The organism is Algiphilus aromaticivorans DG1253, assembly GCF_000733765.1.
Lineage (GTDB): Bacteria > Pseudomonadota > Gammaproteobacteria > Nevskiales > Nevskiaceae > Algiphilus > Algiphilus aromaticivorans.
In genome coordinates this window covers 1,852,851-1,867,763 of sequence record NZ_JPOG01000001.1, presented here as the reverse complement: position 1 = coordinate 1,867,763, position 14,913 = coordinate 1,852,851, and the positions used below count along the sequence as shown (strand labels likewise).

The window sequence follows — 14,913 nt, the reverse complement described above, 5'->3', positions numbered from 1 at the left end:
CGCCGGACGCCTGTCAGGGCCCCGGAGAGGGGTCGTCCGGAGGACTGATGATGTCGTCAGGGGCGCCGGTGTCGCGCTCGGGCAGCGGGCCGCTGCCAAAGGCTTCAGTGTCTTCGCGCACCGCTTCGGGGTTCGCGGCCTCTGCGGCGCGCTCGCTCGCGGGCTTCAAGCCCTCGGCGCGCGCGAGTTGGTCGCCGTCGAAGTAGAGGCTCACGACGCGCTTCGCGGTCTGGCCGCGCGGGCTGCGGTAGAAGCCGAGATAGTCCCAGCGATCTTCGGTGAAGGGGCTGGCGGCGAGCGGCGTTCCAAGTAGGAAACGGATCTGGCTACGGCTCATGCCGACCTCGACGCGGTCCAGCTTTTCCTGCTCCAGGACATTGCCCTGTCGCGTGGGAAGCTTGTAGACAATGCCGCAGGCCGAGATGCCGGCGACGAGGATGGCGCAGACGGTGGAGCGCAGGAGGGTGCGGATCAGCTTCATCCCTGCATCTTAAGATAAAACACTGGTATCTTGCGCCAATGGAATCGCAAGACCTTCGGAACGCGGGCCTTAAGGTCACGCTGCCGCGGCTAAAAATCCTTCAGATCCTGGAAGGCAGTGACACGCGACATCTCTCCGCGGAGGATGTCTACAAGTTGCTGCTCGATACCGGAGAAGATATCGGCTTGGCCACCGTCTACCGCGTGCTGACCCAGTTCGAGTCGGCGGGCTTGGTGGAGCGGCATCATTTCTCCGACGGTCGCGCGGTCTTCGAACTGGCGCCGGACAAGCACCACGACCACATGGTCTGCGTGAAGTCCGGGCAGGTCATCGAGTTCTACAGCGCCGAGATCGAACGTCTGCAGAAGGAGATCGCAGCCGAGCACGGCTACGAGATCGAGGACCACAGCCTCGTTCTTTACGTCCGGCCGAAGTCCGAGAAGTAGCCCGTTCGCTTAGGCCGCGCTCTGCGCGAGCATCTGCTCGGCCAGCTCCCGTGTCTTGTCCGTGATGTCCACGCCGCCGAGCATGCGTGCCAGTTCGTCGCGGCGTTGGTCATGGGTCAGGGATTGCGCTGAGACGCGGGTGGTGCTGTCCGAGGTGGTCTTGGCGATGGTGATCTGATGATGCCCCTGGGCGGCTACCTGCGGTAGATGCGTTACGCAAAGCACCTGCGCGCGCTCGGCCAGCCCGCGCAGCATGCGGCCGACGACCTCGGCGGTGGCGCCGCCGACACCGACATCGACTTCGTCGAAGATCATGACGCCGACCTTGGCGCGCGCCGACAGCGCGGTCTGCAGGGCTAGGCTGATGCGCGACAGCTCACCACCGGAGGCGACGCGTGTCAGCGCTCGCGGGCTCTGCCCGGGGTTGGCGCTGAATTGCAGCTCGACTTCGTCGCTGCCCTGCGGTGATACGCGTTCTTCCGGGGCGCTGCGCACCGCTACCTGCAGCCGCGCATCCGGCATGGACAGCTGCGCGAGGCGTTCCTGCACCGTCGCAGACAGCGCCTCGGCGGCCTCGGCGCGCGCCTGGCTCAATGGTGCGGTGGCGTCGCGGTAGCGTTGGCGGGCTTCCTCGATGGCGGCTTCCAGTCGCGCGATGTCACCGCCCGCGGCCTCGGCTGCCTCCAGCTCGCCGCGCAAGCGCTCGCCGAGGCCGGGCAGCTCGGCGGCACGGACGTGATGCTTGCGCGCTATGTCGTGAATGCTTGAGATTCGCTCTTCGACCTGGCGCAGGCGCTCGGGGTCGACCTCGATGCGGTCGAGGGCGTGGCGCAGGCTGGTGGTGGCCTCGTCCACTGCGATGAAGGCCTGATCAACCAGATCGGCAGCTTCACGGAAGTCCTCGCTGCGCTCGCAGAGCTCGCTCAGCAGGCCGTGGATGGTGGAGAGCTGTGACCGGGCGGAGGTTTCGTCGTCGCTCAAGCCGGCGAGCGCCTGGCCGCCGGTGGAGAGCAGGGACTCGGCATGCGCCAGCCGCTGGTGGTCTGCCTCCAGCTCGCTCAAGCCCTCCTCGCTGAGCTCTAGTGCCTCGATTTCCTCGACCTGGTGGCGCAGGTATTCGAGCTGTCGGGGGTCGGTGGCATGGGTGCCGATCGCGGCCTCGTGCTGGCGTTTGGATTCACTGAGGGCTCGGGCAGCCTCGGCCACCTCCGCGAGCAGCGCATCGTGGTCACCGAAGTCGTCGAGCAGGCGGCGCTGGTGTTCGGGCTTGCGCAGCAGCTGATGGGCGTGCTGGCCGTGGATCTCGACGAGCATCTCGCCGAGTTCGCGCAGTGCGCCCACCGATACTGGCCGGCCGTTGATGAAGGCGCGCGAGCGACCGTCCGCGGAGATCACCCGTCGCAGCACGATGCTCTCCGGTTCGGCCTCGTCGGTCAGGGCCTGCTCGTCGAGCCAGCGCACGGCGTCGTCATCGGCAGCCAGTGTCCACTGGCCGGAGACTTCCGCCTGCGCGGCACCGTCGCGGACATTGGCGCTATCGGCGCGGTCGCCGAGCAGCAGGCCGATGGCGTCGACCAGGATGGACTTGCCCGCGCCCGTCTCGCCGCTGAGAACGGTCATGCCGGCGGCGAGGTCGAGCGAGACGGCGTCGACGATGGCGAAGTCGCGGATATCCAGATGCACGAGCATGCAGGCAGCCTCAGACGCGGTCGCGGCCCCAGTGCAGCTTGCTGCGCAGCACTTCGAAATAATTATAGGACGGCGGATGGATGAGCCGGAGCGGTCGAGGCGCGCGCTGCACGCAGAGGGTGTCGCCGCTACGGATGGTTTCGTTGTGCTGGCCGTCGGCCGTGCAGACGGCACGCGTGCGCGCGTCGCCGATGAGCCTGATGCGGATGCTGTGCTGTGCCGACACCACAACCGGCCGGTCCGACAGCGCGTGCGGGCAGATCGGCACCAGTGTCACGGCGTCCACGCCAGGATGGATGATGGGCCCACCTCCGGATAGGGCGTAGGCCGTCGAACCGGTAGGTGTGGCCACGATGATGCCGTCGGCTCGGTGTGTGCTGATGAAGGCATCGTCGAGAAAGGTTTCGAACTCGATCATCCGGATCGCCGCCTGGTTGCGGATGACGAGGTCGTTGACGGCGAGTAACTGGTGCCGTCCATCGGTGTCGCGCTCGATGTGCGCATCGAGCATCGGGCGCTGCTCTTCGTGATAGTCGCCCGCCAGCACGGCGGTCAGTGACGCGGCGAGGTCGTTCGGAGCGACATCAACCATGAAGCCGAGTCGTCCCTGGTTGATGCCCAGGATGGGGACGTCGCGGGCGGCCAGCGCGCGGCCGGCGTGCAGCAGGGTGCCGTCGCCGCCGACGACAATCACCAGATCGCAGGCGTGCAGCGCCTCGGGCGCGCAGGCATCGAGCTGCTCCGGCAGTAGAGCGGCGCAGCCAGCGTCGGTGATGATCTCGCAGTCGTGGTCGCGGAGGAACTCGATCAGCGTCGCCAGCGTGCTGGCGATGGCTGCATCGCGCTTTGCGACGATACCGATGGTTGAGAAGCGCTGCATGCTGAATCCGGGATCCCTGTTGCGCCAAGCGTAGCGGTTTTGACTAGGTGACAGCCGGCTTGACGCGTCCCCGAGGTCGGCATAGCGTTCCCGCCATGGCTGAACTCGATGACCGCGCCGCCTGGCTGTTGAAGCTGCTCATCGAGCGCTATATCCGTGACGGCCACCCGGTGGCCTCTCGGCAGCTCTCGCGCGAGGTCGGCAACAGTCTGTCGCCGGCGACGATCCGCAACGTCATGGCCGATCTCGACGAGATGGGCTTCGTCTGTTCTCCGCATACTTCGGCCGGTCGCATCCCGACGCAGCAGGGCTATCGGCTCTTCGTCGATCAACTGCTGGAGCCGGAGCACATGCCGGCGCGCGTGCAGCGGCGGCTGATGCAGGAAATCCTGGGCAGCCGCGCGGCGGGTTCCGACGAGATGCTGCAGGCGACCTCGCACGTGCTGTCGAGCCTGTCGACCATGGCGGGCGTCGTCACCGTGCCGCGGCGCAACCGTGCCGTGCTGCGTCGCATCGAGTTCCTGCCGCTATCGGGGCAGCGCGTGCTCGCCATCCTCGTCGTCAATCAGCACGAGGTGCAAAACCGCGTGCTGCAGACCGAGCGCACCTATGCCGCCGAGGAACTGGAACGCTTTGCCAACGCCATCAATACCCACTTCGCCGGCCGTGACCTGCTGGCGCTGCGCGAGGCACTGCGCCAGGACCTCGGCGAGACCAAGCAGAGCGTCGACGCGCAGCTGCAGTCGGCACTGGAGCTGCTGGAATCCGCTGCGCCCGAGAAGCGCGATGACGGCGATATGGTCGTCGCGGGCGGCGCCAATCTCTTCGCCTTCGAGGAACTGGCGCAGATCGATCGCCTGCGCGATCTCTTCGACGCCCTCGATCGCAAACGCGATCTGCTCGCGGTCTTCGATCAGTGTCTGGAGGCGCAGGGCGTCCAGCTCTTCATCGGTGACGAATCGGGTTATCGCGTACTCGACGACTGCAGTGTGGTCACCGCCCCCTATTCGCTGGATGGCCGCGTGGCGGGCATCATCGGCGTCATCGGCCCCACGCGCATGGCCTATGGGCGGATCATTCCACTGGTGCGCGACACGGCGCGAATTCTCAGCGAAGGCTTGAAAGCTTCCTGAGCGCCCCCAAGATGCTCGGCGTTGGCCGCGTTTTCGCGGCCGCAGTCCATTCCACGCACGAGCCAGAGATCTATGTCGGATAACGACGACGCGCGCAAATCAGGGGATCCGCAGGAAGCCACGGATCAACAGCCGGAAGCCGAGATGCCGCAGGGCGCTGAAGGCGAGGTTGCTCAGGAGGATCCGGTGGCCCGCGCCGAGGCGCTGGCCCAGGCCTACAAGGACCAGCTGCTGCGCACGCGCGCCGAGGCCGAGAATCAGCGCAAGCGCATGGAGCGCGAGAATTCCAATGCCGTCAAGTACGCGGCGGAGAAGGTCTTCCGGGATCTGCTGGCGGTGGTCGACAGTCTGGAACTCGGCCTCAGGGCCGCGCGCGAGGCGGGCGCCACGCAGCCGGTCATCGAGGGCATTGAACTGACTCGCAAGCAGCTGGGCGACACCCTGGCGCGGCATGGCGTCGTCGAGCTCGACCCGGCCGGCGCCGTCTTCGACCCGGAGTTTCACGAAGCCGTCTCCATGACCCCCAGCGCCGATGTGGCGCCGAATCACGTGCTGGAAGTCGTGCAGAAGGGTTTTCAGCTCCACGAGCGCGTGCTCAGGCCAGCGCGCGTGGTCGTCGCTGCTGCTGCGGCCTCGCAGGCGCAGAGCGGTGGCGATGATGGCAGCCAAGCGCAGGATGACGGCGAGGCGCCGTCGGGCAGCGATAAGCGCTGATTCGTCGCGCCGGGGTTGAATGCCCGGCGTGCGCCCCAATTTGCTCAGGCATCGGCCGGAGATTACTGCCGGCAACCGAATTTCAATCTTTTAGGAGTCCACAACTATGTCGCGCACTATCGGAATCGATCTGGGAACCACCAATTCCTGCGTCGCCGTCTTCGAAGGCAATAATGCCAAGGTCATCGAGAACGCCGAGGGTGAGCGCACCACGCCCTCAGTCGTCGCCTACACCGACGACGGTCAGACGCTGGTGGGCCGCCCGGCCAAGCGCCAGGCGATCACCAATCCGGCCAATACGCTTTATGCCATCAAGCGACTGATCGGCCGGCGCTTCGACGATCCGATCACCAAGAAGGACATCGACATGGTGCCCTACGAGATCGTCAAGGCCGACAACGGCGATGCCTGGGTGAAAGTGCGCGACAAGCAGCTCGCGCCGCAGCAGGTCTCTGCAGAGGTGCTCGCGAAGATGAAGAAGACCGCCGAGGATTATCTCGGCGAGAAGGTCACCAAGGCCGTGGTCACCGTGCCGGCCTACTTCAACGACTCGCAGCGCCAGGCCACCAAGGACGCCGGCAAGATTGCCGGGCTCGAGGTTGAGCGCATCATCAACGAGCCGACCGCGGCTGCGCTGGCCTACGGGCTGGACAAGGAAGGCGGCGACAAGAAGGTCGCGGTCTTCGACCTGGGCGGCGGCACCTTCGACATCTCGATCATCGAGATCGCGGACGTCGACGGCGACAAGCAGTTCGAGGTACACGCCACCAACGGCGACACCTTCCTGGGTGGCGAGGACTTCGACAACCGCGTCATCGACTGGATCGCCGAGGAGTTCAAGAAGGAGCAGGGCATCGACCTGCGCCAGGACCCGCTGGCCAAGCAGCGCCTCAAGGAGGCCGCCGAGAAGGCCAAGATCGAGCTGTCGTCGACGACGCAGACCGAGATCAACCTGCCCTACGTCACGGCCGACCAGAGCGGTCCGAAGCATCTCAACCTGAAGCTGACGCGCGCCAAGCTCGAGGGCCTGGTCGAGGATCTGATCGCGCGTGCCATCGAGCCGTGCAAGACCGCGCTGAAGGACGCGGGTATGAAGGCCGGCGACATTAACGAGGTCATCCTCGTTGGCGGCCAGACGCGCATGCCCAAGGTGCAGGAAGCGGTCAAGGAGTTCTTCGGTCGCGAGCCGCGCAAGGACGTCAATCCGGACGAAGCCGTGGCCGTCGGCGCCGCGCTGCAGGGTTCGGTGCTCTCCGGCGACCGCAGCGATGTGCTGCTGCTCGACGTCACCCCGCTGTCGCTGGGCATCGAGACGCTGGGCGGTCGCATGACCAAGCTGATCGAGAAGAACACCACCATTCCGACGCGCAAGCAGGAAGTCTTCTCGACGGCCGACGACAACCAGACCGCGGTGACGATCCAGGTCTACCAGGGCGAGCGCGAGCAGGCTTCGGCCAACAAGCAGCTCGGCCGCTTCGATCTGACCGACATCCCGCCCGCCCCGCGCGGCATGCCACAGATTGAGGTCACTTTCGACATCGACGCCAACGGCATTCTCAACGTCTCGGCCAAGGACAAGGCGACCAACAAGGAGCAGTCCATCGAGATCAAGGCCAGCTCCGGTCTCTCCGAGGACGAGGTCGAGCAGATGGTCAAGGACGCCGAGGCGCACGCCGAGGAGGACAAGAAGTTCGCCGAGCTGGTCAACAGCCGCAACCAGGCGGACGCGATGATCCACGGCGTCGAGAAGTCCATGAAGGACCTCGGCGAGGACAAGATCGAAGCCTCCGAGAAGGAAGAGATCGAGACCAAGATCAACGAGCTGCGTGAGGCCCTCAAGGGTGACGACAAGGAGGCCATCGACACCGCCACGCAGGCGCTGGCCGAGGCGTCCGCCAAGCTCGCCGAGCGCGCCTATGCCGAGAGCGGCGCCGAGGGTGGCGAAGCTGGCGGCGACGGTGAGGCCCAGGCCAAGTCCGACGAGGACGTCGTCGATGCCGAGTTCACCGAAGTCAAGGACGACGACAAGAAATAACGGCTGTCCAGACCGGGGCCGCGCCGCCAGCGCGGCCCCGGTTTTTGCCGTTCATCCGCACGCAGCGCCCGTCTTCGGGCGTTTTGCGTTTCGGGCAGCCCTACTGCACCAGGGAGCAGCATGAGCCAGCGCGATTACTACGAAGTCCTGGGCGTCTCTCGCGACGCCTCCGACGAAGACATCAAGAAGGCCTATCGCCGCATGGCGATGAAGTACCACCCGGATCGCAACCCGGGCGACGAAGAGGCGGCCGACAAGTTCAAGGAAGCCGGCGAGGCCTACGAGGTGCTCTCCGATCCGCAGAAGCGGCAGGTCTACGACCGCTACGGCCACGATGGTCTGCGCGGCGCGGCGGGCGGCGGTGCCGGTGCTGGTGATTTCGGTGGCGGCTTCTCCGACATCTTCGGTGACATGTTCTCCGACATCTTCGGCGGCGGTGGCCGCGGTGGACCGCGGCGCGGCGCGGACCTGCGCTACGAGCTCGACATCACGCTGGAAGAGGCCTACGCCGGCAGCGAACACACCATCACCATTCCGCGCTTCGACAACTGTGGCAGTTGCAAGGGCACCGGCAACGCCAAGGGCGGCAAGCCGCCGACCTGCCCGACCTGTCACGGTCGCGGCCAGGTGCGTATCCAGCAAGGCTTCTTCACGCTGGCGCAGACCTGCCCGCAGTGTCGCGGCCGCGGCACGGTCGTTACCGACCCCTGTTCCGACTGCAAGGGTCAGGGCCAGATCCGCAGCGAGCAGACGCTGACGGTGAAGGTCCCCGCGGGTGTCGACGTCGGCGACCGTATCCGGCGCAGCGGCGACGGCGAACCCGGCGATGCCGGCGCCCCGCCCGGCGATCTCTACATCCAGATCAACGTCAAGCCGCACGATTTCTTCGAGCGCGAGGGCGCGGATCTCTTCTGCACGGTACCGATCGGCTTCGTGACGGCCGCACTAGGCGGCGAGCTGGACGTGCCTACGCTCGACGGCAAGGCCAAGCTCAAGATCCCCGAGGGCACCCAGACCAACAAGACCTTCCGTCTGCGTGGCAAGGGCATGCCCAGCCTGCGCGGCGGCGGGCATGGCGACCTGCTGGTTACGGCGATGGTCGAGACACCTGTCAAGCTCACGCGCAAGCAGAGGGATCTGCTGCGCGAGTTCGGGGAATCACTGGAGGATTCCTCGGAGCGGCACAATCCGAAATCCAGTTCCTGGCTGGATAAGGCGCGCCGATTCATCGAAGATGCCATTGGTGGCTAGGCCGCCATGGGAGGCAAGGACGCGATGGGCGACACAATGAAGATCTGCATTGCCGGTGCCGGTGGCCGCATGGGTCAGGCGCTGGCCGAGGCCGTGGAAGGGCACGACGGGCTGCAGCTGGTCGCGGCGCTGGACCATCCGGAAGCCTCCGGTGTCGGCAAGCCGGTGAGGCCGGAAGCGGCCGTGACGGTGAGCGCCGACGTCGAAGCCGCCGTCGCCAGAGCCGATGTTGTGGTGGACTTCACCCGTCCGGAGGCGAGCCTCGCTTTGCTGGCGGCCTGCCGCAAGCAGGGCTGCGGCATGGTGATTGGCACCACCGGCTTCGACAATGGCCAGCTCGCCAAGATCGAGACCGCCAGCGCCGATATCCCCATCGTCATGGCGGCCAACTACAGCCTGGGCGTGACGCTGCTCCGCGCGCTGGTGGCGCAGGCGGCAAAGGCGCTGGGGGATGACTTCGATATCGAGGTCGTCGAAGCGCATCATCGCCACAAGGTCGACGCCCCCAGTGGCACTGCGCTGGCGCTGGGCGAGGCGGCGGCCGAGGCGCGCGGGGTTCGGCTCGAGGATGTCGCGGTCAAGTCGCGCGAGGGGCATACCGGCGAGCGCGAAAGCGGGGCCATCGGCTTCGCCACCGTGCGTGGCGGCGACGTTGTGGGTGATCATCAGGTGCTCTTCCTCGGCGACGGTGAGCGCATCGAACTCGGTCACCGGGCATCCAGCCGTGCCACCTTTGCCAACGGCGCGCTGCGCGCGGCGGCCTGGCTTCGCGGGCGCAGCCCAGGGCGCTACGATCTCTTCGATGTCCTCGGCCTCTGAGTCCTCGGCTGCGCGCATTCGCCGCGCGCAGCCGGCGGATGTGCCGGTGCTCCTGAAGCTGATCCAGGCGCTGGCGGCCTATGAGGCCCTTGAGCACGAGCTGGCGCTGGACGCCGGGGAGTTGCACGAGGCGCTTTTCGGGCGCCGGCCCTTCGTCGAGGCGCTCCTCGCCGAGCAAATTGATAGCAGTGAAATCAACCTAGAAGCAGTTGGTTGCGCGATTTACTTCAAGTCGTTTTCAACATTCCGTTGCCGGCCGGGTTTCTATCTTGAGGACCTCTTCGTGCTGCCCGAGGCGCGCGGGCAGGGCATCGGTCTGGCGCTGCTGCGCGCCGTCTGCGCCGAGGCGGAGCGGCGTCACTACGCGCGCGTCGAATGGTCCGTGCTCGACTGGAATGCGCCCGCCATTGCCTTCTATGAGCGGCTCGGCGCCGTGCACCAACCGGAATGGCAACGCTTCCGGCTGGATGGCGAGGCGCTCACCCGCGCGGCGTTACAAATGGACGCGTCGGGCGACTAGGCGCTAGAATCCGCGCCCGGTTCGACCTCCGGCGCGTACGCCTGCCCGCGGTCGAGACGCCCACTTTCCGAACCGGACTATCCGCATGCGCGCTCTCCCGCCTGCCACGCTGGCCCTCGCCGATGGCACCCTGTTCCACGGCTACGCAATTGGCGCCGAAGGCACCACCACTGGTGAGGTGGTCTTCAACACCGCGATGAGCGGCTATCAGGAAATCCTGACCGATCCAAGCTATCAGCGCCAGATCGTCACTCTGACCTATCCGCACATCGGCAATGTCGGCGCCAATAGCGAGGACACCGAGTCCGACCGCGTTCAGCTCGCCGGCCTCGTGCTGCGCGAAGTGCCGCGTCCGCCCAGCAGCTATCGCGCCGAGCGCGCTTTCGACGCCTATCTGCGCGACGAGGGCGTCGTCGCCATCGGCGGCATCGACACGCGCCGGCTGACCAACCATCTGCGCAATGCGGGTGCGCAGGCAGGCTGCATCGCCGCCGGCGAGGGCCTGTCGGTGGAGACCGCCCTGGAAGCCGCGCGCGGCTTCAGTGGGCTCAAGGGCGCCGATCTCGCGCGCGGCGCCAGCACGGCCGAGCGTTACGAGTGGAAGCACGGCAGCTGGCGCTTCGCGGACAACGCCAGCCCCGTGATCGAGGGCGGCAAGCGGCACGTTGTCGTCTGCGACTTCGGCGTCAAGCGCAACATCCTGCGCCTGCTCGTTGACCGCGATTGCCGGGTGACGGTGGTGCCCGCGACCACCTCCGCGGAGGAGATCCTGGCGCTGGCGCCGGATGGGGTGCTGCTTTCCAATGGCCCCGGCGATCCCGAGCCCTGTGACTACGCGATCGCGACGGCTCGCGCCCTGATCGAGGCAAAAATGCCGACATTCGGTATCTGTCTCGGTCACCAGATCCTGGGGCTGGCGGCCGGAGCGCGCACACTGAAGATGAAGTTCGGTCACCACGGCGCCAACCATCCGGTACAGGATCTGCGCGACGGGCGCGTGCTGATCACCAGCCAGAACCACGGCTTCGCCATCGACGAGGCCTCACTGCCGGCCGGCGTGACGGTCACGCACCGTTCCCTCTTCGACGGCACCAACCAGGGCCTCGCCCTCGACGACGCGCCTGCCTTCAGCTTCCAGGGGCACCCGGAGGCCAGCCCCGGCCCGCGCGACGTGGCGGGCCTCTTCGACGACTTCGTGACCATGATCGACCGCCACGCCGGCGCCGCCAGGACCTGACATGCCCAAGCGCAGCGACATCCACAGCATTCTCATCATCGGCGCCGGCCCGATCATCATCGGTCAGGCCTGCGAGTTCGACTATTCCGGCGCGCAGGCCTGCAAGGCGCTGAAGGCCGAAGGCTTCCGCGTGATCCTGGTCAACTCGAATCCGGCCACGATCATGACCGACCCGGAGATGGCCGACGCGACCTATATTGAGCCGGTGACCTGGCAGACGGTGGCGAAGATCATCGAGGCCGAAAAGCCTGACGCGCTGCTGCCGACCATGGGCGGGCAGGTGGCGCTGAACTGCGCGCTGGACCTCTACAAGCACGGCGTGCTGGCCGAGCATGGGGTTGAGCTGATCGGTGCCTCGCGTGATGCCATCGACCTGGCCGAGGATCGCGAGAAGTTCCGCAACGCCATGACCGAGATCGGTCTGGAGTCGCCAGCCTCCGGGCTCGCGCATGGCTGGGAGGAGGCCCGCGAGCTGCAGCGCGCCATCGGCTTCCCCGTAATCATCCGCCCCAGCTTCACGATGGGTGGTTCGGGGGGTGGCGTCGCCTACAACCCGGAGGAGTTCGAGGAGATCGTGACGCGCGGCCTTGATCTGTCGCCCACCAACGAGGTGCTTATCGAGGAGTCGCTGCTCGGCTGGAAGGAGTACGAGATGGAGGTGGTCCGTGACAAGGCGGACAACTGCATCATCATCTGCTCCATCGAGAACCTTGACCCGATGGGCGTGCACACCGGCGATTCCATCACCGTGGCGCCGGCGCAGACGCTGACCGACAAGGAATACCAGATCATGCGCGACGCCTCGCTGGCGGTGCTCCGCAGGGTCGGGGTCGAGACCGGCGGCTCCAATGTCCAGTTCGCGGTCGACCCCGAGACGGGTCGGCTGGTCGTCATCGAGATGAACCCGCGCGTGTCGCGTTCCTCGGCGCTGGCCTCCAAGGCCACTGGTTTTCCGATTGCCAAGGTGGCCGCCAAGCTGGCCGTGGGCTACACCCTCGACGAGCTCTCCAACGAGATCACCGGCGGCGTCACGCCAGCCTCCTTCGAGCCGGCCATTGACTACGTCGTCACCAAGATCCCGCGCTTCGCCTTCGAGAAGTTCCCGCAGGCCGACTCCCGGCTGACCACGCAGATGAAGTCCGTGGGCGAGGCCATGGCCATCGGCCGCAACTTCCAGGAGTCCTTCCAGAAGGCACTGCGCAGCCTGGAAGTCGGCTCCGACGGTCTCGACGATCTCTTCGAGCAGCACGACGAGGAGACGTTGACGCGCATCCGCGAGGAGCTGGTCACCGCGCGCGAAAAGCGCATCTGGTACGTCGGAGAGGCGCTGCGCGCTGGCCTCGACGTGCCCGAGGTGTGCCGCCTGACCGGCATCGACGTCTGGTTCGTCGAGCAGATCAATGAGTTGGTGGAGACCGAGCAGGCACTGCGCGGTCGTGACGTTACCGGCATCGACGCCGAGCAGATGCGCGCGCTCAAGCGCATGGGCTTTTCCGACGCCCGGCTGGCCCGGCTCTGCGGCTGCGAAGAGACCGTGCTGCGCGCGCACCGGCAGGCCCTCGGCGTGCGGCCGGTCTATAAGCGTGTGGATACCTGCTCGGCTGAGTTCCCCTCGGCCACGGCCTATCTCTACTCCAGCTACGACGAGGAGTGCGAGGCGCGCCCCTCGGATCGCCGCAAGATCATGGTGCTGGGCGGTGGACCGAACCGGATCGGGCAGGGCATCGAGTTCGACTACTGCTGCGTGCACGCCGCGCACGCGCTGTCGGAGGATGGCTACGAGACCATCATGGTCAACTGCAATCCGGAGACCGTCTCCACCGACTACGACACCTCGGATCGCCTCTACTTCGAGCCGCTGACGGCCGAGGACGTGCTGGCAATCGTCGATCTGGAGAAGCCGGAAGGCGTCATCGTGCAATTCGGCGGACAGACGCCGTTGAAGCTGGCGCGCGAGCTGGAGGCTGCCGGTGCACCGATTATTGGCACCGCGCCGGATTCCATCGACCTGGCCGAGGATCGCGACCGCTTCCAGCAGCTGGTCGGCAAGCTGGGCTTGATGCAGCCGCCCAACGCCACCGCGACCAGCGAGGCGCAGGCGCTGGAGCTGGCCAAGGTGGTGGGCTATCCGCTGGTGGTGCGGCCTTCCTATGTGCTCGGCGGCCGCGCCATGGAGATCGTCTACGACGACGCCGACCTCATCCAGTACATGAACACCGCCGTGCTGGTGTCGAACAAGTCGCCGGTGCTGCTCGATCACTTCCTCGTCAACGCCATCGAGATCGATGTCGATGCGCTGTCGGACGGCCAGGACGTCGTCATCGGTGGCGTCATGGAGCACATCGAGCAGGCCGGTGTGCATTCGGGCGATTCCGCCTGCTCCTTGCCCCCGTACTCGCTGAGCGAGTCGGTCTTCGACCGCATTCGCACCCAGATCGGCGAGTTGGCGCGCGCGCTCAATGTCGTCGGTCTGATGAATGTGCAGTTCGCGTTGCAGGAGGATCGCCTCTACATCCTGGAAGTCAATCCGCGCGCTTCACGCACCAGCCCCTTCGTCTCGAAGGCGACCGGGCGGCCGCTGGCCAAGGCTGCAGCGCGCTGCATGGTGGGGCGGTCGCTCACCGATCAGGGCATCAAGGGCGAGATCCGGCCGAACTTCTACTCGGTCAAGGAATCGGTCTTCCCCTTCAATAAGTTTCCAGCGGTGGACCCCTTGCTGGGGCCGGAGATGCGTTCCACCGGCGAGGTGATGGGCGTCGGCGGCAGCTTCGGCGAGGCCTTCGCCAAGGCGCTGGCCGGGCAGGGGGCCAATCTGCCGGCGGAGGGCACGGCTTTCATCTCGGTACGCGAAGTCGATAAGCCGCAGGCCGTGGAGCTGGCGCGCACGCTGGCTGCACGCGGCTTCCGCGTCGTGGCCACGCGCGGTACTGCGGCCGCGCTGACCGAAGCGGGCATTCCGGTAGACATCGTGAACAAGGTCAAGGAAGGCCGCCCGCACTGTGTGGACATGATCAAGAACGGCGAGATACAGTTCATCACAAACACCACCGAGGGCAAGAAGTCCATCGAGGAGTCGCGCTCGATTCGGGCTGCAGCCATCCATCACAAGGTGTGCTACTTCACGACCATTGCCGGCGCCCGTGCGGCCGCCGTGGCAATGGAATATCTCAACGAACCCCAGGTGCGCCGGCTGCAGGATCTGCACGAGCAGTTGGCGCAGAGTCAGATCAAAGCATGAGACAACCCATTACCCAGCGCGGCGCTGACCGCCTGCGCGAAGAGCTGCGTGTTCTCAAGAGCGAGAAGCGTCCCGAGGTGATCGCGGCGATTGCCGATGCCCGCGAGCACGGTGATCTCAAGGAGAACGCCGAGTACCACGCTGCGCGCGAGCAACAGGGCTTCATCGAAGGGCGCATCCAGGAGTTGGAGTCCAAGCTTGGCTCGGCCCAGATCATCGACGTCACGAATCTGCCGGCCAGCGACAAGGTCGTCTTCGGCGCCACGGTGACGCTGGCCGACACCGATACCGAGGAAGAGCTGCGCTACCAGATCGTCGGTGAGGACGAGGCCGACATCAAGGCGGGCCTGATCTCCGTGGCCTCGCCTATGTCGCGTGCGCTGATCGGCAAGCACCAGGGCGACGTCGTTGATGTGCAGGCGCCGGGCGGCACCCGCGAACTCGAGATCGTCTCGGTCGAGTACCTCTGA

Annotated in this window: 13 protein-coding genes; 10 read left to right on the top strand and 3 right to left on the bottom strand. The window is 66.3% G+C overall.

From position 1 onward, the window contains the following. Positions 1 to 13: 13 nt before the first annotated feature. Positions 14 to 481 carry an outer membrane protein assembly factor BamE gene (locus U743_RS08665; RefSeq protein WP_052367773.1) on the bottom strand — a complete coding sequence of 156 codons (468 nt, stop codon included), beginning with the start codon at positions 479 to 481 and terminating at the stop codon, positions 14 to 16. A 38-nt stretch (positions 482 to 519) separates the two neighbouring features. Here U743_RS08665 and fur point away from each other — a divergent pair, with 38 nt between their 5' ends. Next, positions 520 to 927, top strand: a complete 408-nt coding sequence (fur, locus tag U743_RS08660; RefSeq protein ID WP_043767331.1) for a ferric iron uptake transcriptional regulator — start codon at positions 520 to 522, stop codon at positions 925 to 927. Between the two features lie 9 nt (positions 928 to 936). Here fur and recN read toward each other — a convergent pair whose 3' ends face one another. Together recN and U743_RS08650 are read right to left on the bottom strand one after the other, a co-directional pair. After that, on the bottom strand, positions 937 to 2,616 hold the full coding sequence (recN, locus tag U743_RS08655) for a DNA repair protein RecN (protein ID WP_043767329.1): 1,680 nt from the start codon (positions 2,614 to 2,616) through the stop codon (positions 937 to 939). Positions 2,617 to 2,626: 10 nt separating this feature from the next. After that, positions 2,627 to 3,496: an NAD(+) kinase gene (locus tag U743_RS08650; protein ID WP_043767327.1), complete on the bottom strand. Its 870-nt coding sequence runs from the start codon at positions 3,494 to 3,496 to the stop codon at positions 2,627 to 2,629. A 95-nt stretch (positions 3,497 to 3,591) separates the two neighbouring features. On the opposite strand from U743_RS08650, the gene hrcA reads away from it, so the two are divergent. The 9 genes from hrcA (at position 3,592) to greA (ending at position 14,913) form a co-directional block, all read left to right on the top strand. Further along, the gene (gene hrcA, locus U743_RS08645) at positions 3,592 to 4,629 is read left to right on the top strand and encodes a heat-inducible transcriptional repressor HrcA (RefSeq protein ID WP_043767325.1); all 1,038 of its coding nucleotides are present in this window, start codon (positions 3,592 to 3,594) and stop codon (positions 4,627 to 4,629) included. 72 nt (positions 4,630 to 4,701) lie between these two features. Continuing rightward, positions 4,702 to 5,343: a nucleotide exchange factor GrpE gene (gene grpE, locus U743_RS08640; protein WP_052367771.1), complete on the top strand. Its 642-nt coding sequence runs from the start codon at positions 4,702 to 4,704 to the stop codon at positions 5,341 to 5,343. Positions 5,344 to 5,449: 106 nt separating this feature from the next. After that, positions 5,450 to 7,378, top strand: coding sequence for a molecular chaperone DnaK (gene dnaK, locus U743_RS08635; RefSeq protein ID WP_043767323.1), 1,929 nt, complete (start codon positions 5,450 to 5,452; stop codon positions 7,376 to 7,378). A 120-nt stretch (positions 7,379 to 7,498) separates the two neighbouring features. Then, positions 7,499 to 8,629 (top strand): molecular chaperone DnaJ, encoded by a 1,131-nt coding sequence (dnaJ, locus tag U743_RS08630; RefSeq protein WP_043767321.1) that lies wholly within the window; start codon positions 7,499 to 7,501, stop codon positions 8,627 to 8,629. A 36-nt stretch (positions 8,630 to 8,665) separates the two neighbouring features. Beyond that, positions 8,666 to 9,448: a 4-hydroxy-tetrahydrodipicolinate reductase gene (dapB, locus tag U743_RS08625; RefSeq protein ID WP_269530641.1), complete on the top strand. Its 783-nt coding sequence runs from the start codon at positions 8,666 to 8,668 to the stop codon at positions 9,446 to 9,448. A 46-nt stretch (positions 9,449 to 9,494) separates the two neighbouring features. Then, on the top strand, positions 9,495 to 9,968 hold the full coding sequence (locus U743_RS08620) for a GNAT family N-acetyltransferase (protein ID WP_232226755.1): 474 nt from the start codon (positions 9,495 to 9,497) through the stop codon (positions 9,966 to 9,968). 85 nt (positions 9,969 to 10,053) lie between these two features. Further along, positions 10,054 to 11,205 carry a glutamine-hydrolyzing carbamoyl-phosphate synthase small subunit gene (gene carA / locus U743_RS08615; protein WP_043767317.1) on the top strand — a complete coding sequence of 384 codons (1,152 nt, stop codon included), beginning with the start codon at positions 10,054 to 10,056 and terminating at the stop codon, positions 11,203 to 11,205. A gap of 1 nt (position 11,206) precedes the next feature. After that, a complete protein-coding gene (carB, locus tag U743_RS08610) occupies positions 11,207 to 14,443 on the top strand; it encodes a carbamoyl-phosphate synthase large subunit (RefSeq protein WP_043767315.1) in 3,237 nt (1,078 codons plus the stop codon). Then, a complete protein-coding gene (gene greA / locus U743_RS08605) occupies positions 14,440 to 14,913 on the top strand; it encodes a transcription elongation factor GreA (protein ID WP_043767312.1) in 474 nt (157 codons plus the stop codon). The genes carB and greA overlap by 4 nt, the downstream gene beginning before the upstream one ends.